Source organism: Lactobacillus kefiranofaciens (assembly GCF_900103655.1).
Classification (GTDB): domain Bacteria; phylum Bacillota; class Bacilli; order Lactobacillales; family Lactobacillaceae; genus Lactobacillus; species Lactobacillus kefiranofaciens.
In genome coordinates this window covers 79,474-100,689 of sequence record NZ_FMXC01000003.1, presented here as the reverse complement: position 1 = coordinate 100,689, position 21,216 = coordinate 79,474, and the positions used below count along the sequence as shown (strand labels likewise).

Here is a 21,216-nt window from a genome sequence, read left to right as displayed (position 1 = left end):
TCCTTAAAAATTAGTATTAAGCTTTTGTTTGAACACTTTTACTGTATAACTTTTAAGAAGAAAATTCAATCTTTATTTTTAATTAATCTGCATTATCGGAATCATCGCCATTAACTATTTTGGCAAAACCATTTTTCAGATCTGCATTTTCAGTTTCCTTGACAGATACATCATCACCGTTTGTAGTCTGATCAACTAAGACAACAGGCTGATTATCATGAATACAGAACAAATATGTGATATGTGATTCATCACTATCCCCATCATAATTAAAGATAGAAACAACATGATAGTCATCGTCTTTCTTTAATTCTGGATCCCAGCCAATATTAATAACCTTATTATCATCGGTCAATTTAAAGTCTGTATCTTCAAAAATATCAGGATACTTTTGACCCGCATTCGTCTCTAGAGCGTCATCACCATTATACTCATCATAATCTTGATCCATTTTATCGCCGAAATCGTCCATAAAATCTGCTAGCTGCTTTTCTTTAGCATCATCCCAAGACAACTTATCTCGACTCTTAGTTTTTGAATTTAGCTCACTATCAGATTTTTTAGGAGTTGTTTTTTTAGTAACAACTTCAACTTTTTTGCCTAAACTTCTGACTTCATTTTTATGAGGACTATGAGCTACTTTTTTAGCTAAAGTATGGAAATATACTGGCTTTTCTGCTCCTTTTTTACTGTTAATATATGTTATTTGCGCATCGCTAGGATTATTAACGTCAGAAACCACGTATCCTAAATCTGGTGTAACAACATATACTGCTCCGCCTTGAGGTGCCTTGACATCATAGTCACCGAAATTATATTCAGGATACGAAGAAATATCTAACTCTCCCATTTGACATTTATCATAAGCTTGCGCCCAATCTGAATCATCAGGAAAGTTCATATGAGCATAAGCAATCGTAAACCCAGCAGTATCTTTAGAGGACATTTTCTTATTAGGCGTATACCCAATTCTAGCTGCAGCGTGGTCAGTTTTTTCCTTACGAGAAATAAACGGTAACGAATTATTCATATTTTCACTCTGCAAGGTGAAGAATACCACTCCTGCCGCTGTTAACATTACTACACAAGCAACAATTATCAGGCAATTGCGTCGTAGTTTACTGTTTTTAGTCTCTACATTATTTGTTTGTACTCTCTGCACATTCTCAAGCTGAGAGGTAGTAACATTAGAAACATCCGTCCCACATTTGTCACAATATTTATCATTAGTCGTTAATCTATTACCACATTTAGGACAATATTTCATTTATTGAAATCCCCTTAATTCATCAATTTCTTTAATAACGCATTTTCATGTTTCTGATATTTTTGAGTAAAACGCTGCGCATCGCTACCATTTCTAAAATATAAACCAGCTGGTCCAGTTGAACCTTCTAACAAACACTGTACACCATCTATATTAATCAAACTATATGCCATTGCATCAGTTTGTAAGGCTTGAGCTGGAACACACGCAATCCCATCATTATTTTCTCGCACGGCAAAAAGCTTATTGTGATACTTTTCGCCAAATTGCTTCAAACTTTTAGTAGAATTAGGCATTTTATTCAACTTATAAATAGTTTTTCCATCAATAGCATTAACGGTAATTGGCAGTCTCTGCCCTAGCTCTTCTGTAAACAATCCCGCAGCTATCCAATTGCCTTGTAATTTAGAAGAAATGGTAACTGGCTGCAGACCATTATTCAAACTAGTTGATCGACGTGAACTAGAATTTGATTGCGTACTTTAACTATTTTGCTTAGATTGACTCTCCTGTTGCGTTGCCATTTGTGTTTCAAGATGCATTTTTTGACTAATTGCTTTTGCTACAGCCAATTTACCTTGCTTCTTGACATATTTATATATCATATGTACATTTGTGGTTTCCAATTTTTGCTGATCATTACCTAAAATAATTTTACCTTGCATTGGCGTTTGTTGATTGGTGAAAATCAAATATGCTTCTTTATTTACAATATAAAGAGCTTGATTATTTTGTGGAGTCACAGTGTAATTATCAAACTGATATTTAAGATAACGATCAACTTCAAGCTCGCCATTATTAGCAGCTTGATAAATCTCACTCCAGCTTTGATCATCTTCATATCGTAAATGAGCATAAACAATAGCTAATCCAGCAGCTTGCTTAATAGTTAAATCAGCAATTTTATCATTCTTTTTACTAATATTGGTAGCTGCTTTGTGAGTTACTACCGTCTTTTCACTGTTATTTCTTAAAAAGAACAGTGTTAAGAAAATTCCCAACAGAATTAGTACTACTATTATTAAACTAATTAAAATTTTTCTCTGTTTCTTTACATCCATATCCAAATCCTTATTAATACTATCAAATTTATTTTACTACGATTTAAATTATGACCTGCCACCCATCAAATAGATGGGTGGTCTCTTTGTTAGAGCTTTTCTGCGAACAGCCTGACTTGTACTCTCCATTCAAAAATGTCTGCTCAAATATGCTTGAGCTTTGTGGCTTTTTAATTCCCACCAGAGCATAGCGGTCGGCCTATCTTAGCAAGGCTTGGCCCCAGCCTGTATTGTTTTCTTTTAGTTAATTGCCTTCGCCAAGATGTTCTTGGAGGCATTCACGTCCCGATCATGATCTGCCTGACAAAACGGGCAAGTCCAGCTTCTGACTGCCAGCCAGTCTCTAGTTTTCATGTGGGCAAACTGCGGATTTTTTCTGCCGCATGCCGAACAAATCCGGCTAGTGTACTGTGGCGCTACCACAATCAGCTTCTTGCCGTACCATTCGCATTTATAAGCCAGCAATCTTCTGAACGTTGCCCAAGAAGCATTGGCGATATTGTGAGCCAGCTTGTGATTGCCCAGCAGATTCTTGACTTTCAAATCTTCAATGGCAATCACATCGTAGCTTTTAACCAGTTCAGTGGTCACTTTCTGTAGGTAGTCATATCTGACGTTTATGATCTTAAGCTGGTACTTGCTTTTGGTCTTTCTCAGCTTTTGCCAGTTGGCATAGTCGTACTTGTCTATCTTATTCTCACGTTCATGATTGAATCGAGCTACTCGCTTCTCGATCGCTGTGCGATTGCGGTCGCAATGACTTTGACGCTTGATCATTTCTTTTTCCAGCTTAAAAGTATCAGGCACATTAAAGCGGCGGCCATCACTGGTTACTAACCACTCTCTCCCAAGCCCGACATCAATACCAACCATCTTGCCTGTCTTGGTAGATTTTGCACTATATTGAGCCAACTGTCGCTTGTTTTTCACCACGGAAAAGCTGATATAGTAGCGGTCTAAATCTTGTCGATAGGAAATTACGGCTTTCTGAATGCGAACATTTCTCAAATTATGCAAAGAACTGGTTCTCAGAATAATGCCATTCTTCCTGCCAATTCTTAAATGATGCGGGCTAAGCACTTTAATCTGCGCCTGAGCACCAGCTTTAGTTTGATACTTAACGTTTTTAATCGTGGCTGTTTGAGAATAATACTTACGGCTTTTAAACCTAGGCTTGCCTTGCTTGATCTGCTTTTTAGTTAAAAAGGCCCACATAGCATCGCTAAAGCGTTCGACCGTGAATTGCAAGGAGGTGCTGTTAATCCGCTTGAGCCATTCATGCTCTTTACGCATTAAAGGCAGCCAACTCTTCAAGATTCCAATCTTGGGAAACTTAAGCTGAGAATTAGCCTTATAGCGTGCCTCAAAAGTAGCTACGAATTGGTTCCAGACAAAGCGGTTGGCGCCAAACAGCTGCCAAATCCAGGCGATTTCTTCGCCCTTTGGATAAATCCGATACTGTCTAGTGCCAAGCTGAATTTCTTGTTCAGCCAGCTTGGTTTTAAAAGCCATAATTTCATCTCCTTTTTTTGAAAATAATGACATTATTTGCGTATTTAATTTTACCATTGAAAGAATAAATTTAGGCAAAAAAGGAGGAGAAAGACCAAATTCATCCCCTCATCAATAGATGGGGAGGTATTCTTTGTTCTTTCTCCTAACTGTTTGTTCTTATTGCATAAAACTCACAAAAAAAGTCCCGAATAATCGGGACCAACTCAATCTTAAAATATAAAAATGTTCAAACAAAAAATACTAATTTTTAAGAAAGAGCATTATGAGGATTTACCTCACGAGTAGTATAGCAAAAAAATGACTAATATGCTAATGAAATTCTTAGCTTTCTGATTCATCTGTGAAAACTAACTTTTTTGCTAAGCTATTAATTTTTTTCATGCTATTTACTACTTCTAACATTTGATAATCATACGCACGAACAGGTTCACTTTCATTTGCATCAAAAAATGACACCAAACGTTGACTACCTTTGTCTTGGTAGCCAATACCTACGCCTTTTTCAAAAAGATAAATATAATTTTTCCCTTGGGCTGTGACAGTGGCATCCCCAAACGTATAACTATCGTAACGTCCAATATTGTAATTATTATTGCTTACTGCATCATAAATATTCTGCCAATTACTGTCTAGTTTAGAATCATCATTTCGATCAGCATAAATCAAACTTAAAGCAATTAATTGTTTAGTAGACAATGCCGCAGCCTTTTCCTTAAGTGTTTTTGGCTGCTTGGTTGTAACTTGGGATTGAGGCGAATTATTAGGATTCATCATTTGGTAGACCTCATAGCCTATTCCTGCTAAAACTATCACTCCAATAGCAGCAAAACAAGAAATTAAAATTTTCATTCCTTGTCCTGTTTTCTTCTTAAGCTGAGAAATATTTTTTTGAACTTCTGGACTAGGAGGGGTGGCAACTACCTGAACTGGTCGCGTTGGTTGACGCACCGGTCTTTCTTTATCTTCTACGTATTCTTTATAGGTAGAGACACCAATTGGGTTAAGCTGCGGCTTTTTATACCAATTCGGATGCTTAGCTTGGTCGTCGGTAATTTGCACATCAACATAGGGCCACTTTTCATCTTGATAAGTATTAGTTAAATAAACTAACAGATCATGATATTGCTTTAAATTTGCTAAAGCCGATGTATGATTAAAGATTGCCTTACTATTATGAGATCCAATATTGCCATAATTTTTAATTGAAAAGCACAAATCCATCATTCGTTTAGGCAATAAACGCAAATGAGCAATATAACCCAATTTATTATTTAAATTTGCGGAATTCCAATTTTCACCCGGATTAATCTGATTAAGATTCAATAACTGATCGGTAAATGACTCTAGGCCCTTTCTAATAGTATTAGCCATTTGACTATAGAAGCCATGTTCATATAATTCTACAGCCTGTTTGACATTTTTAGATAAAGCATCACCTACAACAATATTATTTTTTAAGAAATCAAAATTGAAGTCTTTCAGAGTCAAGTTTTTTATTCCGGAAGCATTTTGCTCAGAAGGATGAGGATCGGCTGGCGTTAAATGTGGCACTACATTAGATACATCTTTTTTTGACTGCTCTGGTGACTGAGAATGCGAAATCAAATAATGTACCTTACGTTCCTTAAATGAGCCATCAGGAAAAATTACTTTAATTTTGGCATTTGTATATTTATTTTGACTGGTATCAGGCGGATAAACCCATTCATACTTTGTATTACCTGGAAAATCCTTACTATTCTTAAAGACTTTGTGCATTCCTTTAGAGCCAGGAATAGAACTGCCATGTTCCAATACTAAACCATTTTTTACACTTAAATTATACTTATCAGCATCTTTTTGACCAGTAGTCTCATCATTCTGTGATAAAACAGTTCCATAATTAGTATCGTTCTTTAAAAGCCATGATTTTTGATCACCAACACGATAAAAAGTTTTATCATTAATCTGCTTAACTTCAAATACTGTTAAAGATTCTCCATTTCTTTTAGTTTGCTTCTGCTTAATACCACTAGCATCATACAGATACGCATCTTTTCGATCTGAAGTTACTACTTTTATCGTTGAACCAAAACTCGGTTCTTGATTATGATCATTATTCATGACTATTTCTCCTCGTATCACTTATACCATAAATTATAGCAGAAAAAATACTGTTAAATCGGAATTGACTTAACAGTAAAATGGTATTTACCGGGAAATACTAATTGCAATTTCTTAGCATACTTTCCATCATCGCTGCTCAACTTACCAATATTTTTACCATTCATAGAAACTTCAGAATTACCATGATTAGTTTCTACTTGTGGTTGGAAAGTTTTTACTTGTAACTGATACTTAGGGAAGATCAACAAATAATGTCCATTCTTAACCAAAGAAATTTGATCATTAGGATCGATATCTTCCTTAAGTTTCTGCGCCATTTTAGTAACAGCCGTTTGATGATCTTTATAATAATTTTGCAAAGGTCTAACCGTATCATCAGTTACCTTCATTGAAGGCGTATCAGCAGTAATATATTGAGCCATGCCTTTATTAGGATCTCTTAAGCTCGAAGTAATCCACTCGATCTGATTATTCTTGCTGTAATGTTGCGTACCCCATGCATAAAATGCGATGAATGCTACTACTAAAACTCCTAATAATGACAATAAAACCTTAGTAAGAGGCTTCATTGGCTTACGTACTTTTTGTGTCACTTGCGGTGTAGCTACTTGTTGACGAGTTGCCTGAGGTTGAGACTTAGGCATTTGTTTGGTAACTAAATTATACCCACAGTTATTACAAAAAGTTGCTCCCTGCTTTAATGGATGTCCACAGTTGGGACAAAAGATCTGCACTTTAGGATGAGATGTTGAACTCTTAGGCTTTTCAGCTGAAGCGCCATTCTTCTCAATTGGTTCTGCCTTTTTATCAGAAACTGGTTTATCTTTTTTCTTTTCGTCAGAATGAACTGAATCCTTCTTTTGGCTCAGAAGTTTCTTTTCTGTTACCAACCCGAGTCATTTTAGGCTCACTTGCTTGTACACTATGTTCTTCTGAATCTAATGGTACATTTCTAAGATCTGCACCACAATTAGTACAAAAATTAACACTCGGTTCCATTTTAGAACCACAATTTGGACATGTCTTCATCTTAAATTCCTCCATGTATCTATGTCTAAACACTATTCTATTCTAAGCTAAAAACCTTTATAAAAAAACAATATATTTAAAGTTTTTCTAAAAAGATTTAAATTTTGTAAAATTTCACCACTACCCACTTCATTATTTAATGTACAAACAATGAAATTTTGTCTGTTTTTCCAAAGCATCTTCAACCTGGGTTAAAACAAGTATCCAAATAAACTTCATTTGTTCCAATTTACGCATCAAAAAACTCCCTTCTATACACATTAGAAAGCCAAATGCAAACAGATAGAGAGTCATTAATCTATTTTAAGACATAGAAAAAACACTGAAAGAAGAAAACTTCAGTGCTCACCTAATAATCATTAAAAGCGTAGGTTGAGTTTTCTCTAACTTAAAAATTAGTATTTAGCTTTTGTTTGAACACTTTTATCCTAGTCCTTAAGTTTCAAAAAAGCAATATATTTTTAAATTTCATTTCACTAAAAACCGACATGCGATAAACTAAAGATTGTAATACGAGGAAGGAACAAATGAAAAAGAAAACATTATTTTTTATTACATTAGCAAGTGCAATATTATTAGTTACTGGATGTAGTCATGAGGTCAAAAAGGTGTCTAAGTCTTCTAATAAAACCAGTCAAGTGGCTAAGCCAAAGAAGAAAACTAAAAAGCCAGATCGAATTAAACAAATTATGAGTAAAATGACGCTAGATGAAAAAATCGGTCAATTATATTTTGCTCATAGTACTGGTAATTTTTCGCAGATGAAACATAATGTTAATAAGTATCATTTAGGTGGCACAACGCTTTTCGCACCTGATTTCAAAAATAAATCAAAAGTGCAATTTATCCAGGAAATGAGAGAATACCAATCATCGAGTAATCACGGCTTGTTAATTGCAACTGATCAAGAAGGCGGTACGGTCACCCGAATTGACAGCAATCCTAAGATTTCTTCTAGAAAGTATCCTAGCCCACAAGAAGTTTACAACTCACATGGTCTACAAGGAATTCAAAAAGAAGACAGTGAAGTGGCGCATATTCTCCACCAAAACGGAATTAACATGAATTTCGCACCTGTGGCTGATGTTGCCAAGAATAAAAATAGCTTTATCTACAATCGAACTTTAGGTCAAAATTATGAGATAACTGCTAAATATATTCCTGTTGCAGTAAAGGCGATCCAGAGTCAAAAAGTAGCTAGTTGTTTGAAACATTTCCCAGGTTATGGTGATGCAGGTGATACTCATACCGGTTTTGCTCAAATCAACAAGCCTTGGACTAACTACGAAAATGAAGATTTGTTACCGTTTAAAGCTGGCATTAAAGCAGGAGCAGATGGGATTATGGTCTCACATATCGTAATTAAGAATCTAGATTCCAATTTACCAGCATCCCTCTCCCCAGCCGTACATAAATTGCTACGCTACAAGTTAAAATACAATGGTTTAATCATTACCGATGATCTACAAATGGGGGCTATTACTGATTATGCCAAAGAACATCATACTAATGCTGATCTTTTAGCACTAAAGGCTGGTAATGATATGTTACTTGGTGGCAATTATCAAACAGGTATTTCCATCATTAAACGTGCAGTTCAGAATGGATCGATCAGTAAAAAGCAAATTGATCGCTCTGTTAGAAGAGTTCTATTGTTGAAAGAAAAATTAGGTATTTTAAAATAAAGAAAGATAGGAGTTCTACTCCTATCTTTTCTTTTATCTTATTGATTTATCTGGTGTTAACTTGCTTGCTAATTTGTCGACGTATTCTTTTTGCTCATTAGTTTGATAATATTCCTCTAATAAGTCTTGAAGTTGTATTCGTATCTTCTTTGTTGGCGCATCCGCTTCATCTGCAGCCTTATCTAAATCAAGATATTTAACAGTTACCATATCTCCATCTATTTTAAATTCAGTCGCACTACCACCATCAGCACCTAATTGTAAGCGATAATATTCACCACCATTATATAAATCCGTTGAATGATCTTTTAAGTTCAAATCTATACTTTCTTCAAGATCATTGCTTTTTGCATGACTAAGCGCTGCCATAATAGCTAACTTTCGTACAGGAACTGCTGGTACTTGCCTTATACGATTTATCTTGTTTAGTTGCTTTAGATTATTCTTTTTGATTTCATTATATGCTTCAATTGTATTCACTTGACCCAAAGTTCTCTTGCCGTCTGAAAGTACCAATTTAGAGTCACTATTCTTCTTATTTTTATCAGTAGTAAAAACTACTCGATTATTGATCACATAAATATAGCTATTTCCCTTAGCTGTTATAGTAGCTCCATTTATATCAATTTGTTTGGTACGCTGAACCACCATGTTGCCTTTAAGTGCTTCATTGTAAGTTTTATCCCAAGCTAGATTCTTATAATGATTATGCGCATAGACTATACTTAATCCTGCTAAATCTTTTTTAGGCATTTTATTAACTGCAGCAATATTTTGTTGTTTATTATGATAAATGTAAAAGCCTACTGCCCCAGCACCAACTATAAATAATAGGAGAAATAAAATAATGATTCCGCTTTTTTTAATACCTTGACGCGACTTGAGCTTAACATCACTATCACCAGAATTAATACTTAACTCATTCTCTAGCCTTTGCCCACAATAAGGACAAAATTTGGAATTTGGCTCAAGTGGCTTACCACAATTAGGGCAAAAATTATCCATTTTGTTTTAACTTTCTTATTTATTAGATGCTGCCTTAAGCTTGGCATCATATTGTTGTTGCGTTAGTAATCTATTAGCTAAATTATCAACTTCGGCTTTTTCATCATCAGTTGAATAATACTTTTCTACCAATTTCGTTAACGGAATACGCTTAGTGATCATTGGCGAATCTCCTACACTTTGACCCGTCAGATCATTATGCTTAGTTATTAAAATATCTCCTTCTCGTTTGAATTCTACAATAGTTGTTGGATCACCATGTCCATCTATATAATATGCTGTCTTTATAATATGCTGTCTTTTTGGAATTATATCCTACACACATTGTCCCCGTTAAATTTGTTGGATCTAATTTATTACTCTTTTTAATACAATCTCTTACCCATTCTTTATCCCCACGGGCAAAACCGGCAAAAATTGCTAATTGCTTAATTGAAAATTGAGGGATCTTACTTTTGGTTGCTGATGAACTCTTTTCATTATCAGTTACATGACTACCTTGTGAGATATTCTTAATCATTGCCTTAATCTTATCAGCATACGCACCGAATTTTTCTTTCAACTCAGACTTGGCATTAATCGTTTCACCATCATTAGTAACCTTGACGTCATCTTTTTCAACTTCAACATCAACACTGCCGAACTTATTAGTCAAAGTATATGTATTACTTGAATTTCGCTTAGCACTCAAATCACCATTATTCAGATCTTCACTAATATCATCAACTAATTCAGCATTATTTTTTATATGGCGACTTTGAACGTAATTATCATGGGCATAAGCCATATATCCCATCAGCATCCATTCATCGATTGAATACTGATCATTATTTTCAGTAGTCTTTTGAATATTGGGCTGACTATTTTGATTATTTCGGCTTCTTGTATTTCTCTTATTTTTCTTGATCGTTAATCCCATTGCACTTTGATGTGAACCCTGTTTCACTGTAGCTTTTTGATTTCTATTAAAAATCAGAAAAACACAACCCACAATCACGACGATTCCAATGACTATACCTATAATCGCTTTCTTTTTCATATTATCCTCCATCAAATTCTACAATAATTCCATTCTACACCCAATTTAAAAAGTAAAATAAAAAAGTATCAAACAATGCTATGTTTAAATACTTTTTATTATATTCAATTTTAAAAATCGCCAGCCGTACTAAACATGTAGTCACGGTTATGAAACTTCATGGATAAGATTAATCCAATACCGATCATATTCCCTAATAATGCAGAACCACCTTGGGAAACAAACGGTAAAGGAATACCGGTTAGTGGCAATAAATCAATGTTCATCCCAATATTTTCAAAAACATGGAATAAAATCATCATAATTACGCCAGTAGAAATATATGAATAAAAAATATTTCTAGTATCAAATGAGATCTTGACCATTTGAATAATTAAGTACAAATAAACCAAAATCAAGGCTACACAACCGACAAAACCAAAATTCTCACCAATTACTGAGAAAACCATGTCTGAACCACGAACGGGTACATAAACACTGGCCTTGCCAAAGCCATTACCAAAAATCTGACCAGAGCCAATGGCCTTCATACTCTGCCATAATTGATAGGCACCGGATGAAGTATCTCCAGATGGGTCAAGCCAAGACTTAATTCTCTCAAACTGATAGGCTTGGAAAAAGTGTCCTAAGAAAGCTTGTCCACCGGGCGTTACTACTAACAAAATAACAGCAACTGCACCTACAATAACAATACCGTACAACGGAATAATAATTTTCCACGAGATGCCCGATACTAAAACTACGCCACCAACGATAGCAATGAAAACTAGCATAGTACCGAAATCATTTTGCAATTTTAGCAAAACTGCAACTGGAGCTAGCCAAGCAATGATCTTACCTAGCAATAACCAATCAGTTTTAATGGTATGACCGTACTTGTCATTATGGTCTTTAACTACACGCGCCAACATTAAGATGAAGGCAGGTTTCATTAATTCTGATGGCTGAAAGGTAACTGGTCCTAATTTAAACCAACTCTTAGCACCAGTATCAGCTGCTACACTACGATTATATAAGAATAAAACCGCAATCAGTAAAAATATCCCAATACCAAAAAATATGGGTGCAATCTTAAATAGCTGTTCAGCATCAAATTGCATCACTACGATGACAATTACAGCTGAAATTAGATACCAGACTCCCTGCATTAGTACTGCTCTAACTGGCGAACCAATATGATTTGGATCTCCCAAAGCAGCTACATAAATACAATACAGGCTGATCAGAGCCAGGATAACCACAGGAATAATGATATTCCAGGCCAATCGGTCCATCAGACTTGTTTTATTTTCAACTTTTGCCATTAAATAATCACTACTTAAATATTACTTTTCATGTAATGTGAAGTATGAAAGCAAATCATTAATACTACTTTCAAGACTATTAGCAAATAAAACATTGCTAGTCTTAGAAGTGGTAGCACGATAACGACCTTCACCTTTTTCAATTAAACCAATGGACTTCTTGTTAGGAATAACAACTTCCCAAGTTGGCAAACTCTTACCTTTAAGTTCATTAACTTCAATATCAATATTTTCTAACTTTTTAGACATAAATCCTCCTACTTGCTTTCCGGATGAAACTTTGAAGCAATAATCTCGTCTTCATATCTCTCCGGATGTGGATTTCGAAAAATAGTAAAATTATCAGGAACTGGGTCCACCCCACCTCGAATAAATGGGTTACATCTTAGTATACGACAAATCCCCATAATTAACCCTAAAATTGGACCATGTTTTTTTAAGGCATCGATCATGTAATTAGAGCATGTAGGATAATACCTGCAACTAGGTGGAAAAAGAGGTGAAATCAGCGTTTGATAGATTTTTACAATAAAAATCAAAATTTTACGCAAGTATTTTTCTCCTTACTTAGTGTCGTTGATGTTTTTCAATATTCTTAAGCAACGTACCAGTACCTAAAGCAACAGCTTCCAAAGGATGATCAGCTGTTAATACTGGAACCTGCAAATAATAGGAAATCAACTTATCAATATTCTTAAGCAGTGCTCCACCACCCGTTAACATAATACCACGATCAATGATATCAGCTGAAAGCTCAGGTGGGGTAGTCTCTAAGACCTCCTTGGCAGCAGCAATGATTGACATTAAGCCACTGTGCAAGGCTGACTGAATCTCAGGTGCGGTAACTGTCGTCTGTTTAGGCAAACCATCAACTACATCACGACCGCGAACTGTAATCTCTTGATTCTCATCAGGCTCAAACGCACTACCAATTTCAATTTTAATTTGTTCAGCAGTTCTTGAACCAATCAGTAGATTATGCTTATTCTTGATGTAACTAATTACGGCTTGGTTCATCCGATCACCGGCATAACGCAGTGAACGTGAAGTAACAATCTCGCCCATTGATAAAACTGCAACATCGGTCGTACCACCACCGATATCAATTACCATATTGCCTTGCGGCTTAAAAATATCTAGGCCTGCACCAACTGCAGCTACCTTAGGTTCAAAATCAAGATAAACCTTGCCGCCCCCTGATTTTTCAGCGGCCTGAATAATTGCCTTTTGCTCAATCGACGTAACTCCAGTAGGAGCACAAATCAGAATATTAGGCTTAGACATAAAGCCTTTAACGTTTAATTTTTCAATAAAGTATGACAGCATTTCCTCGGTAATATCAAAATCTGCAATTACTCCATTCTTCAATGGACGAATCACCCGAATATTACCTGGAGTTCTACCAACCATCTCATAGGCTTCTGAACCAACTGCAACTACCTTGTTAGTATTAGTATTTACAGCAACAACAGAAGGTTCATTTAATACAATACCTTTACCATAGACATTGATTAGTACATTAGCTGTTCCTAAATCAATTCCTATATCTCGTGCCACAACAATAGCCCTCCATAATTATTCATGGTCCATTTTACCATAAATAACCTTGAGTTTCCTTTACTGATCTTGTTTTAAAACAATCTTTAAAACAAATTACTTAATTGCATTGAAGTATCGATAAAAGTAATCACAAAATTACCAACCAAAAATCCTAATGCAATAGCTAAGAATAAATACAGTAATTGTGTCTCAAAAACATGTCCTTTACGAATAATTTTTTCTAATTGAACAGCCTTCATTGCCTGAAATGAAAAACCAATAGCAATTAGATAAATAATAATACTAATAATAGCGTGAACGCCTAATTGAAACATATCTTTTCCTTGTTAAATTAAAAAAAGACGGATGCAGATTTTGCATCCGTCTTCTCATTATGTTAGTGTCCTCTAGTGTTGTAAACACTGATTCTGTTAAGTGCCCGTCTTAAAGCAACTGCAGCACGTTTCTCAGTACGTTCATCATGTTTTTCACGTGCTTCTTTCAAACGTTTTTCGGCTCTTTCCTTAGCGGCTTGAGCACGAGAAACATCAATATTTCTAGCACGTTCCGCACTATCAGCGATAATCGTAGCTACGTTATCCGAGAACTCAATATAACCGCCACTAATAGCGATATGATCAATTCTTGAATTCATCTCACGACTACGCTTAACCTTCACTTCACTAATGACAAGAGGCGTTAATAACGGTACGTGATTGTACAAAATTGAACGCTCACCATCAATAGCACGGACATCAACGATGCTTCCACGGTGGGAATAAATCATTCCGTTTGGAGTTACAACATCTACTTTAAAAAGTTTCTCTGGATCTGCAAAAAGTTTCTCTGGATCTGCCATTTGACATCACCCTACTTTTCTAGCAATGCTTTTGCTTCTGGATCACTTGGAGTGACTCCCATCTTTTGTGCTTTTTGCAAAACATCTTCAATAGGACCAACGCCACGGAATGCATCTTCTGGTAAATCATCAAGGTGTCCATCCAAAATAAGTTTGAAGCCCTTGATAGTTTCCTTAATTGGTACATATGAACCTGGCACGCCAGTAAATTGTTCTGCAACGAAGAAGTTTTGTGATAAGAAGAATTGAACTTTACGTGCACGAGCAACAATCAATTTTTCTTCATCTGACAATTCATCCATACCCAAAACAGAAATAATATCCTGTAATTCGTGGTAACGTTGCAATACATGCTGTACCCGAGTAGCAACTTCATAGTGTTCCCTACCAACAACTTCTGGGTCAAGAGCACTTGATGAAGATTCTAGTGGATCAACGGCTGGATAAATACCTTGTTCAACTAAGCTACGTTCCAAGTTGGTAGTAGCATCCAAGTGTGCGAATGTTGTAGCTGGAGCTGGGTCAGTATAGTCATCAGCAGGAACATAAACAGCTTGAATTGAAGTAATTGAACCCTTCTTAGTAGAAGTAATTCTTTCCTCCAATTGACCCATTTCTGTTGCCAAAGTTGGCTGATAACCAACGGCACTAGGCATACGACCAAGCAAAGCGGAAACTTCTGAACCAGCCTGAGTAAACCGGAAGATATTGTCGATAAAGAGCAAAACGTCTTGACCTTCAACATCTCTAAAGTATTCAGCAAGCGTCAATCCAGTTAAAGCAACACGCATTCTGGCACCAGGCGGCTCGTTCATCTGACCAAATACCATGGCCGTCTTACTTAAAACGCCTGAAGCTTTCATTTCAAAGTAAAGGTCATTACCTTCACGGGTTCTTTCACCAACACCAGTAAATACGGAAATACCACCGTGTTCTTGAGCGATGTTATGAATTAATTCCTGAATGATAGTAGTCTTACCAACACCGGCACCACCGAACAAACCAACTTTACCACCACGTACGTATGGTTCAAGCAAGTCAATAACTTTAATACCTGTTTCAAGAATCTCACGACTGGTAGTTAAGTCTGCGTACTTAGGTGCATCTTTATGAATACCTTCACGTGGATGGTCTTTAGGAAATTCTGGACCACCATCGATCGGTTGACCTAATACGTTAAATACACGTCCTAAAGTGTCTTCACCAACAGGAACTGAAATTGGGCCGCTAGTGTCTTCGACCTTCATTCCACGACGAAGACCATCGGTAGATTCCATGGCAATCGTTCTTAAGACACCATCACCAAGCTCAAGCGTAACTTCAAGGACAATGCTATCATCCTTGGATTTGATTACACGCAAAGCATTGTTAATATCAGGTAAACTCTTATCAATTGGGAATTTTACATCGACAACTGGTCCGATTACTTGAACGATTTCACCTTCACTCAAAACATCTACCTCCTTTTCTTTTTTACTCTAAGGCATTAGCACCACTGATAATTTCAGTAATTTCAGTAGTAATTTGTGCCTGTCTAGCACGATTCATTTTTGTAGTTAAATTTGAGACCAAATCATTTGCATTATCAGTCGCACTCTGCATTGCTGTCATTGAACTAGCATGTTCAGCAGTCTTGGCATCCAAGATGGCACCATAAATAGTTGAACGTGCATATTGTGGCAGCAACTTCATCAATACACTGTTAGCATCTGGTTCGATATCATATTCTAATTCTTTATGAGCTTCAGCTTCTTTAACGCCAATGTCTAAATCGACGATTGGCAACATCTTTTCAACACGAAAAGCAGATGATAATGAGTTAACGTGGTGAGTATAACATACGTAAAGTTGGTCATAAACACCATTTAAAAACATCTTAATCGCGGTTGAAACGATTGGTAAAGATTCATCGAAAGTTGGTACATCAGAAACTCCATCCTTTTCGTAAACAACATTAATGTTGTTCTTCTTAAAGAATTGAGCACCTACTGAACCAACAGCAAGAACTTTGATCTCGTGTCCCTGAGCACGTTCGTCCTCAAAGATACTCATCATATTCTTGATTACATTACTGTTATAAGAACCTACAAGACCACGATCCCCACTGATTACTAAGAAACCAGTAGTTTTAATATCCTTGCGAGGCTGAATCATATCAGCTGTAATTCCCAAGCCAAAAACATCAGTATAATCGATTTTGGCAATGTTGTTTTTATCGATCGCAATATCTTGTTCACGTAAACTATCAACAACTTGAGAACTAATCAAACGAGAAATAGTCTGACGAATATGATCATTATATACTGTATAACCTTTATCATGACCTTCTGTTTGATTCAACTTTGATGCCGAAACCATGTGCATGGCTTCGGTGATCTTACCAGTTTGTTTAACTGAAGCAATTTTTTTCTTTAACTCAAGTAAAGATGCAGGCATATATTCTACCTCCTATTTCTCACTTGGTGTAAAGCTCTCACTGAATTCCTCAACAACTGCTGACAACTTCTTGTCATCTGGCAACTTACCAGTCTCACGAATAGTCTTCAGTAAATCAGCATGACTACTGTCAAAGTTATCAAATAATTCACTTTCAAAACGACTAATATCTTCAACTGGAACTGAGTCAAGATAGCCGTGAGTCAAAGCATAAAGAATCAACACTTGTTTTTCAACAGGAATTGGGTCATGAAGTGGTTGCTTCAAAACTTCAACCGTTCTTTGACCTCTGTTCAGTTTAGCTTGGGTAGCTTGATCAAGATCACTACCAAATTGAGCGAAACTTTCAAGTTCACGGTAAGCTGCAAGATCAGTACGTAAAGTACCAGCAACTTTCTTCATTGCTTTAATCTGCGCATTACCACCAACACGAGAAACTGAGTTACCAGCATCGATAGCTGGACGAGTACCAGCAAAGAACAAATCACTCTGCAAGAAAATCTGACCATCAGTAATGGAAATTACGTTAGTTGGAATATATGCAGAAATGTCGCCGGCTTCAGTTTGAATGATTGGCAAAGCAGTCAATGACCCACCACCAAGTTTGTCACTCAACTTAGCACTACGTTCAAGTAAACGTGAGTGTAAGTAAAAGACGTCACCAGGGTAGGCTTCACGACCAGGCGGACGACGAAGCAACAAGGAAAGTTCGCGGTAAGCGACAGCTTGTTTGGATAGGTCATCGAATACGATTAATACGTCCTTGCCATTGTACATAAATTCCTCACCCATAGCGGTACCAGCATATGGTGCAATGTAAAGCATTGGTGCTGGTTCACTTGGGCCCGCTTCAACAACAATGGTATAATCCATCGCGCCAAAGCGCTTTAAAGTTTCTACTTGAGTTCTAACGGTTGATTCCTTTTGACCAATAGCAACGTAAATACAAATTACGCCTTGTCCCTTTTGGTTAAGAATGGTATCAATAGCCAAACTAGTTTTACCAGTTTTACGGTCACCGATAATCAATTCACGCTGTCCACGACCAATTGGAACTAAGGCATCGATAGCCTTAATACCAGTTTGAAGTGGTTGCTTAACTGATTGACGGTCCATAACGCCTGGAGCTTTAGCTTCAATAGGACGAGTCTTATCAGCCTTAATTTCACCTAAACCGTCAACTGGTTGACCCAATGGGTTAACTACTCTACCGATTAAAGAATTACCTACAGGAACTGACATGATTCGACCAGTTCTTTGAACACGGTCACCTTCACGAATATTGTCAAATTGACCTAAAATAATGATACCAACATCATTAGAATCAAGGTTTTGGGCAATACCGTAAGATCCGTTATCAAATTTTAACAACTCACCGGCTAATGCATTATTAAGTCCGTGAACACGGGCGATACCATCACCAACATAAGTTACAACACCGACTTCGTTGATGTCGAGCTTATCATCGTAATGTTCAAGTTGTTGCTTGATCAAGGAGCTAATTTCTTCCGCTTTAATGCTCAATGGTTTCACCTCTTTTAATTATTATCAATTATTTGCGCGCGGATCTTATTCAGCTTAGTTTTAACTGAACCATCGATCACGCGATCCTTCACTTGAAGAACCACGCCGCCTAAAATACTTGGATCAACTTTATTCTCAAGACGCACAGCATTCAAATTATATTTCTTAGCGAAACTATCACCTAAACGCTGTAGTTGATCATCATCCAATTTAACTGCAGTAGTTGCAGTACCAGATGCAATCTTTTTTTCATCATCATAAAATGCTACGAATTGATCAATAATATCAACCAAATCTGCAAAGCGGTTATATTCAAGTAGTAAATTCAAAAAGCCTTGAACTTCTTCTGAGAAGCCCTTTTCAACTGCCGTTAAAACCGACTTTTTATCCTTACTGCTTAAAATAGGATCACTTAAAACGCTGATAATTTGTGGATTAGCAAGTACTGCCTTTTTTAATTCCAACATTTCATCATAAACGTTATCTAGCACTTTATTATCTTGCGCATAGCCGAACAAAGCGGCACCGTAGCGTGCAGCTACTTCTTCTCTACTTAAAGCCATTAATCATCCAACCCCTTAATAAATTGGTCGACTAAATCTTTTTGGTCTTCAGCAGATAAATTCTTAGCAATTACTTTTTCGGCAATTGCTACAGAAATATCAGCAACTTGGTCACGTGCAGAATTCAAAGCATCTGATTTAGCTTTAGCGGCTTCTTCATTAGCCTTCTTGACAATTGCTGCAGCATCATCATTGGCACTTGCTACGATTTCTTTACTTATGTTTTGCGCATTGTTTTTAGCTTCAGAGAGAACCTGTGTTGCTTCTTGTCTTGAGTTCTTCAAGGCAGCTTCACGCTCGTTAGCAAGCGTTTCAGCTTTTTTACGATCACTTGCGGCTGAATCCAAGTCATTAATAACTTTTTGCCGCCGTTTTTCCATCATATCAGATACTGGACCCCAAGCATAGTGCTTAATGAGAAGCATCAAGATGGCAAAACAAATCAAATACCAAATGGCATTGCCCAGGTAAATGTGATGTGAGGCTGCAAATAATGTTTGAATAGTCATTTACTGCCCTTCTCTCTTTATACTTAAATTCCTTTAGTTAAAAACTTTTTTCTGATTAAAGGAAAAGAATCAAGAAGGCAACAACGATAGCCAAGATAGGAAGGGCTTCGATCAAACCAACACCGATAAACATTGTTGATCTTAAATTACCTGCACTTTCAGGTTGGCGAGCCATACCTTCAAGAGTCTTTGAAATAACCTTACCGTTACCCCATGATGCAGCTAAAGCTGCTAAACCAGCTGCAATGGCTGCAGCAAGATATTGAAAAGCTTGTGACATAAATTTATACCTCCAAAAACTTATTCTGTAGTAACTTTTCTACCAATGTAAACCATTGATAAAGTTACGAAAACATATGCCTGGATAGAGCCAATGAAGACAGAGAAACCTTGCCAAATCATGGCTAATGGAGCTGCAAGAATCAACGTAAATGGTCCACCAGCATGTGCTAGATCATTACCGATTAATGTTAGCAGAACTTCACCAGCATAAATATTCCCATATAGACGCAACGATAAGGTTAAGAAGTTGGTAAACTCTTCAATTAAATTAATTGGGAGCATAAAACCAACTGGCTGCGTGTAATTCTTTAAATATCCGCCTACGCCAAATCGTTGAATACCAAATGTGAACGATAGAAGCAAGGTCATCATTGCAAACGACATTGTCGCTACTGGATCAGCAGTTGGTGATTTTACAAATACCCAATCATCCACTTTAACTTCAAGAAACATCCCTAATTGGTTCATAAACCAAATGAATAGGAATAAAACGAAAGCATATAATGACAAGTGGTTCTGCGCATCTGGATCACTAACATTAGATTTTAGAATGCCATTAGTGAAATCAAGTAAATACTCGAACACATTCTGTCTTTTATTAGGTTTCATTTCAACTTTCCGTGAAAGCCAAATGCAGATAAATAAAACTGCTAAAGCCATTAGCGTTGAACTAATGATCCCAGTAAGATCAAAATCCAAGCCTATGAATTTAAAAACAAATGATTTCTCCATTACTTCGTGACCTCCCTTCTCGTGTTGAATAAAACTCGAACACATAAATCATCTTAACACCAAAAAAGTTATTTGTGTAAAATGAAAGCGCATTTTAGAGTAAATTTTTCTTAAAAAGAGAGATTACTTAGTACCAAATAATCTGTCCCCTGCATCACCTAAGCCTGGGAAGATGTAGCCATTAGACATTAATTTTTCATCTTCGGCTGCGGCGTAGATATCAACATCAGGGTTAGCCTTTTGGACAGCCTTAATACCTTCTGGTGCTGCTACCAAAACTGCCAGCTTAATTTCCTTAACGCCACGCTTTTTCAATGCAGCGATAGCATCATTAGCTGAGCCACCAGTTGCAAGCATTGGATCAACGACCAAGCACTCACGTTCAGCAATGTCCTTTGGAGCCTTAAAGAAATATTCATGTGGCTTCAAAGTCTTTTCATCACGATACATACCAATAACCGCAATCTTAGCTGATGGTACCATTTCAAGGACGCCATTCAGCATCCCCATACCAGCACGCAAAATTGGCACAATTGTCAACTTCTTACCAGCAATTCCTTTTTGAACCGTCTTACCCATTGGTGTTTCAATTTCGACATCTTCGAGTGGTAAATCTCTGGTGATTTCATAAGTCATCAAACCACCGATTTCACCAACGATTCTACGGAATTCATTTGATCCCGTATCCTTGCGACGAATAATTGTCAATTTGTGTTGAATCAATGGGTGATCCAAAACTACGAACTTTCCCATATATGCCT

The 21,216-nt window shown here is 36.6% G+C and carries 25 protein-coding genes; 1 reads left to right on the top strand and 24 read right to left on the bottom strand.

Features of this window, described 5'->3' with window-relative positions:
* Window positions 1-82: 82 nt before the first annotated feature.
* The 7 genes from BLP58_RS02665 to BLP58_RS02635 form a co-directional block, all read right to left on the bottom strand.
* The gene (locus BLP58_RS02665) at window positions 83-1,267 is read right to left on the bottom strand and encodes a zinc ribbon domain-containing protein (protein WP_013854365.1); all 1,185 of its coding nucleotides are present in this window, start codon (window positions 1,265-1,267) and stop codon (window positions 83-85) included.
* Between the two features lie 14 nt (window positions 1,268-1,281).
* Complete coding sequence (locus BLP58_RS02660; protein WP_013854366.1) at window positions 1,282-1,710, bottom strand: hypothetical protein; 429 nt, start codon at window positions 1,708-1,710, stop codon at window positions 1,282-1,284.
* A gap of 39 nt (window positions 1,711-1,749) precedes the next feature.
* Window positions 1,750-2,328, bottom strand: coding sequence for a hypothetical protein (locus BLP58_RS02655; protein WP_013854367.1), 579 nt, complete (start codon window positions 2,326-2,328; stop codon window positions 1,750-1,752).
* Window positions 2,329-2,568: 240 nt separating this feature from the next.
* Window positions 2,569-3,840: an RNA-guided endonuclease InsQ/TnpB family protein gene (locus tag BLP58_RS02650; protein ID WP_013854368.1), complete on the bottom strand. Its 1,272-nt coding sequence runs from the start codon at window positions 3,838-3,840 to the stop codon at window positions 2,569-2,571.
* Window positions 3,841-4,164: 324 nt separating this feature from the next.
* A complete protein-coding gene (locus BLP58_RS02645; protein WP_013854369.1) occupies window positions 4,165-5,946 on the bottom strand; it encodes a Rib/alpha-like domain-containing protein in 1,782 nt (593 codons plus the stop codon).
* A 53-nt stretch (window positions 5,947-5,999) separates the two neighbouring features.
* Window positions 6,000-6,839, bottom strand: a complete 840-nt coding sequence (locus tag BLP58_RS02640; RefSeq protein ID WP_013854370.1) for a zinc-ribbon domain-containing protein — start codon at window positions 6,837-6,839, stop codon at window positions 6,000-6,002.
* Complete coding sequence (locus BLP58_RS02635; protein WP_158306207.1) at window positions 6,787-6,978, bottom strand: zinc ribbon domain-containing protein; 192 nt, start codon at window positions 6,976-6,978, stop codon at window positions 6,787-6,789. Before BLP58_RS02635 ends, BLP58_RS02640 begins: the two co-directional genes overlap by 53 nt.
* 527 nt (window positions 6,979-7,505) lie before the next feature.
* Here BLP58_RS02635 and BLP58_RS02630 point away from each other — a divergent pair.
* A complete protein-coding gene (locus tag BLP58_RS02630) occupies window positions 7,506-8,663 on the top strand; it encodes a glycoside hydrolase family 3 protein (protein ID WP_013854372.1) in 1,158 nt (385 codons plus the stop codon).
* A 33-nt stretch (window positions 8,664-8,696) separates the two neighbouring features.
* On the opposite strand, the gene BLP58_RS02625 is transcribed toward BLP58_RS02630, so the two are convergent.
* The 17 genes from BLP58_RS02625 to upp all read right to left on the bottom strand — a co-directional run bounded on the left by BLP58_RS02625 (window position 8,697) and on the right by upp (window position 21,208).
* The gene (locus BLP58_RS02625) at window positions 8,697-9,668 is read right to left on the bottom strand and encodes an Lreu_0056 family protein (RefSeq protein WP_013854373.1); all 972 of its coding nucleotides are present in this window, start codon (window positions 9,666-9,668) and stop codon (window positions 8,697-8,699) included.
* 15 nt (window positions 9,669-9,683) lie between these two features.
* The gene (locus BLP58_RS12725) at window positions 9,684-9,911 is read right to left on the bottom strand and encodes an Lreu_0056 family protein (RefSeq protein ID WP_373852435.1); all 228 of its coding nucleotides are present in this window, start codon (window positions 9,909-9,911) and stop codon (window positions 9,684-9,686) included.
* 10 nt (window positions 9,912-9,921) lie between these two features.
* Complete coding sequence (locus BLP58_RS02620) at window positions 9,922-10,707, bottom strand: hypothetical protein (protein WP_013854375.1); 786 nt, start codon at window positions 10,705-10,707, stop codon at window positions 9,922-9,924.
* 110 nt (window positions 10,708-10,817) lie between these two features.
* The gene (locus BLP58_RS02615) at window positions 10,818-12,011 is read right to left on the bottom strand and encodes an FtsW/RodA/SpoVE family cell cycle protein (protein ID WP_013854376.1); all 1,194 of its coding nucleotides are present in this window, start codon (window positions 12,009-12,011) and stop codon (window positions 10,818-10,820) included.
* Window positions 12,012-12,032: 21 nt separating this feature from the next.
* A complete protein-coding gene (locus BLP58_RS02610) occupies window positions 12,033-12,260 on the bottom strand; it encodes a DUF2969 domain-containing protein (protein ID WP_013854377.1) in 228 nt (75 codons plus the stop codon).
* Window positions 12,261-12,268: 8 nt separating this feature from the next.
* The gene (gene yidD, locus BLP58_RS02605) at window positions 12,269-12,562 is read right to left on the bottom strand and encodes a membrane protein insertion efficiency factor YidD (protein WP_025084080.1); all 294 of its coding nucleotides are present in this window, start codon (window positions 12,560-12,562) and stop codon (window positions 12,269-12,271) included.
* A gap of 16 nt (window positions 12,563-12,578) precedes the next feature.
* The gene (locus BLP58_RS02600) at window positions 12,579-13,568 is read right to left on the bottom strand and encodes a rod shape-determining protein (protein ID WP_013854378.1); all 990 of its coding nucleotides are present in this window, start codon (window positions 13,566-13,568) and stop codon (window positions 12,579-12,581) included.
* An 86-nt stretch (window positions 13,569-13,654) separates the two neighbouring features.
* On the bottom strand, window positions 13,655-13,885 hold the full coding sequence (locus BLP58_RS02595; RefSeq protein WP_025084079.1) for a DUF1146 family protein: 231 nt from the start codon (window positions 13,883-13,885) through the stop codon (window positions 13,655-13,657).
* Between the two features lie 62 nt (window positions 13,886-13,947).
* The gene (locus tag BLP58_RS02590; protein ID WP_013854380.1) at window positions 13,948-14,409 is read right to left on the bottom strand and encodes a F0F1 ATP synthase subunit epsilon; all 462 of its coding nucleotides are present in this window, start codon (window positions 14,407-14,409) and stop codon (window positions 13,948-13,950) included.
* An 11-nt stretch (window positions 14,410-14,420) separates the two neighbouring features.
* Window positions 14,421-15,860, bottom strand: coding sequence for a F0F1 ATP synthase subunit beta (gene atpD, locus BLP58_RS02585; RefSeq protein WP_013854381.1), 1,440 nt, complete (start codon window positions 15,858-15,860; stop codon window positions 14,421-14,423).
* Between the two features lie 22 nt (window positions 15,861-15,882).
* Window positions 15,883-16,845 (bottom strand): F0F1 ATP synthase subunit gamma, encoded by a 963-nt coding sequence (locus tag BLP58_RS02580; protein ID WP_013854382.1) that lies wholly within the window; start codon window positions 16,843-16,845, stop codon window positions 15,883-15,885.
* A gap of 12 nt (window positions 16,846-16,857) precedes the next feature.
* Window positions 16,858-18,369: a F0F1 ATP synthase subunit alpha gene (atpA, locus tag BLP58_RS02575; protein ID WP_013854383.1), complete on the bottom strand. Its 1,512-nt coding sequence runs from the start codon at window positions 18,367-18,369 to the stop codon at window positions 16,858-16,860.
* 14 nt (window positions 18,370-18,383) lie between these two features.
* Window positions 18,384-18,932 (bottom strand): F0F1 ATP synthase subunit delta, encoded by a 549-nt coding sequence (locus BLP58_RS02570; protein ID WP_013854384.1) that lies wholly within the window; start codon window positions 18,930-18,932, stop codon window positions 18,384-18,386.
* Window positions 18,932-19,441: a F0F1 ATP synthase subunit B gene (gene atpF, locus BLP58_RS02565; RefSeq protein ID WP_013854385.1), complete on the bottom strand. Its 510-nt coding sequence runs from the start codon at window positions 19,439-19,441 to the stop codon at window positions 18,932-18,934. Before atpF ends, BLP58_RS02570 begins: the two co-directional genes overlap by 1 nt.
* A gap of 55 nt (window positions 19,442-19,496) precedes the next feature.
* On the bottom strand, window positions 19,497-19,721 hold the full coding sequence (gene atpE / locus BLP58_RS02560) for a F0F1 ATP synthase subunit C (protein WP_013854386.1): 225 nt from the start codon (window positions 19,719-19,721) through the stop codon (window positions 19,497-19,499).
* 20 nt (window positions 19,722-19,741) lie between these two features.
* Window positions 19,742-20,455, bottom strand: coding sequence for a F0F1 ATP synthase subunit A (atpB, locus tag BLP58_RS02555; protein WP_013854387.1), 714 nt, complete (start codon window positions 20,453-20,455; stop codon window positions 19,742-19,744).
* Window positions 20,456-20,578: 123 nt separating this feature from the next.
* Window positions 20,579-21,208 (bottom strand): uracil phosphoribosyltransferase, encoded by a 630-nt coding sequence (upp, locus tag BLP58_RS02550; RefSeq protein ID WP_013854388.1) that lies wholly within the window; start codon window positions 21,206-21,208, stop codon window positions 20,579-20,581.
* Between the last annotated feature and the right edge of the window lie 8 nt (window positions 21,209-21,216).

Coding starts and splice junctions, on each gene's coding strand:
- BLP58_RS02590 (WP_013854380.1), bottom strand. CDS start 14,409: ATGGCAGATCCAGAGAAACTTTTTGCAGATCCAGAGAAACTTTTTAAA.
- BLP58_RS02610 (WP_013854377.1), bottom strand. CDS start 12,260: ATGTCTAAAAAGTTAGAAAATATTGATATTGAAGTTAATGAACTTAAA.
- BLP58_RS02650 (WP_013854368.1), bottom strand. CDS start 3,840: ATGGCTTTTAAAACCAAGCTGGCTGAACAAGAAATTCAGCTTGGCACT.
- BLP58_RS02630 (WP_013854372.1), top strand. CDS start 7,506: ATGAAAAAGAAAACATTATTTTTTATTACATTAGCAAGTGCAATATTA.
- BLP58_RS02645 (WP_013854369.1), bottom strand. CDS start 5,946: ATGAATAATGATCATAATCAAGAACCGAGTTTTGGTTCAACGATAAAA.
- atpE (WP_013854386.1), bottom strand. CDS start 19,721: ATGTCACAAGCTTTTCAATATCTTGCTGCAGCCATTGCAGCTGGTTTA.
- BLP58_RS02655 (WP_013854367.1), bottom strand. CDS start 2,328: ATGGATGTAAAGAAACAGAGAAAAATTTTAATTAGTTTAATAATAGTA.
- BLP58_RS02625 (WP_013854373.1), bottom strand. CDS start 9,668: ATGGATAATTTTTGCCCTAATTGTGGTAAGCCACTTGAGCCAAATTCC.
- BLP58_RS02580 (WP_013854382.1), bottom strand. CDS start 16,845: ATGCCTGCATCTTTACTTGAGTTAAAGAAAAAAATTGCTTCAGTTAAA.
- atpF (WP_013854385.1), bottom strand. CDS start 19,441: ATGACTATTCAAACATTATTTGCAGCCTCACATCACATTTACCTGGGC.
- BLP58_RS02615 (WP_013854376.1), bottom strand. CDS start 12,011: ATGGCAAAAGTTGAAAATAAAACAAGTCTGATGGACCGATTGGCCTGG.
- BLP58_RS02665 (WP_013854365.1), bottom strand. CDS start 1,267: ATGAAATATTGTCCTAAATGTGGTAATAGATTAACGACTAATGATAAA.
- BLP58_RS02570 (WP_013854384.1), bottom strand. CDS start 18,932: ATGGCTTTAAGTAGAGAAGAAGTAGCTGCACGCTACGGTGCCGCTTTG.
- atpB (WP_013854387.1), bottom strand. CDS start 20,455: ATGGAGAAATCATTTGTTTTTAAATTCATAGGCTTGGATTTTGATCTT.
- BLP58_RS02620 (WP_013854375.1), bottom strand. CDS start 10,707: ATGAAAAAGAAAGCGATTATAGGTATAGTCATTGGAATCGTCGTGATT.
- upp (WP_013854388.1), bottom strand. CDS start 21,208: ATGGGAAAGTTCGTAGTTTTGGATCACCCATTGATTCAACACAAATTG.
- BLP58_RS02595 (WP_025084079.1), bottom strand. CDS start 13,885: ATGTTTCAATTAGGCGTTCACGCTATTATTAGTATTATTATTTATCTA.
- BLP58_RS02635 (WP_158306207.1), bottom strand. CDS start 6,978: ATGAAGACATGTCCAAATTGTGGTTCTAAAATGGAACCGAGTGTTAAT.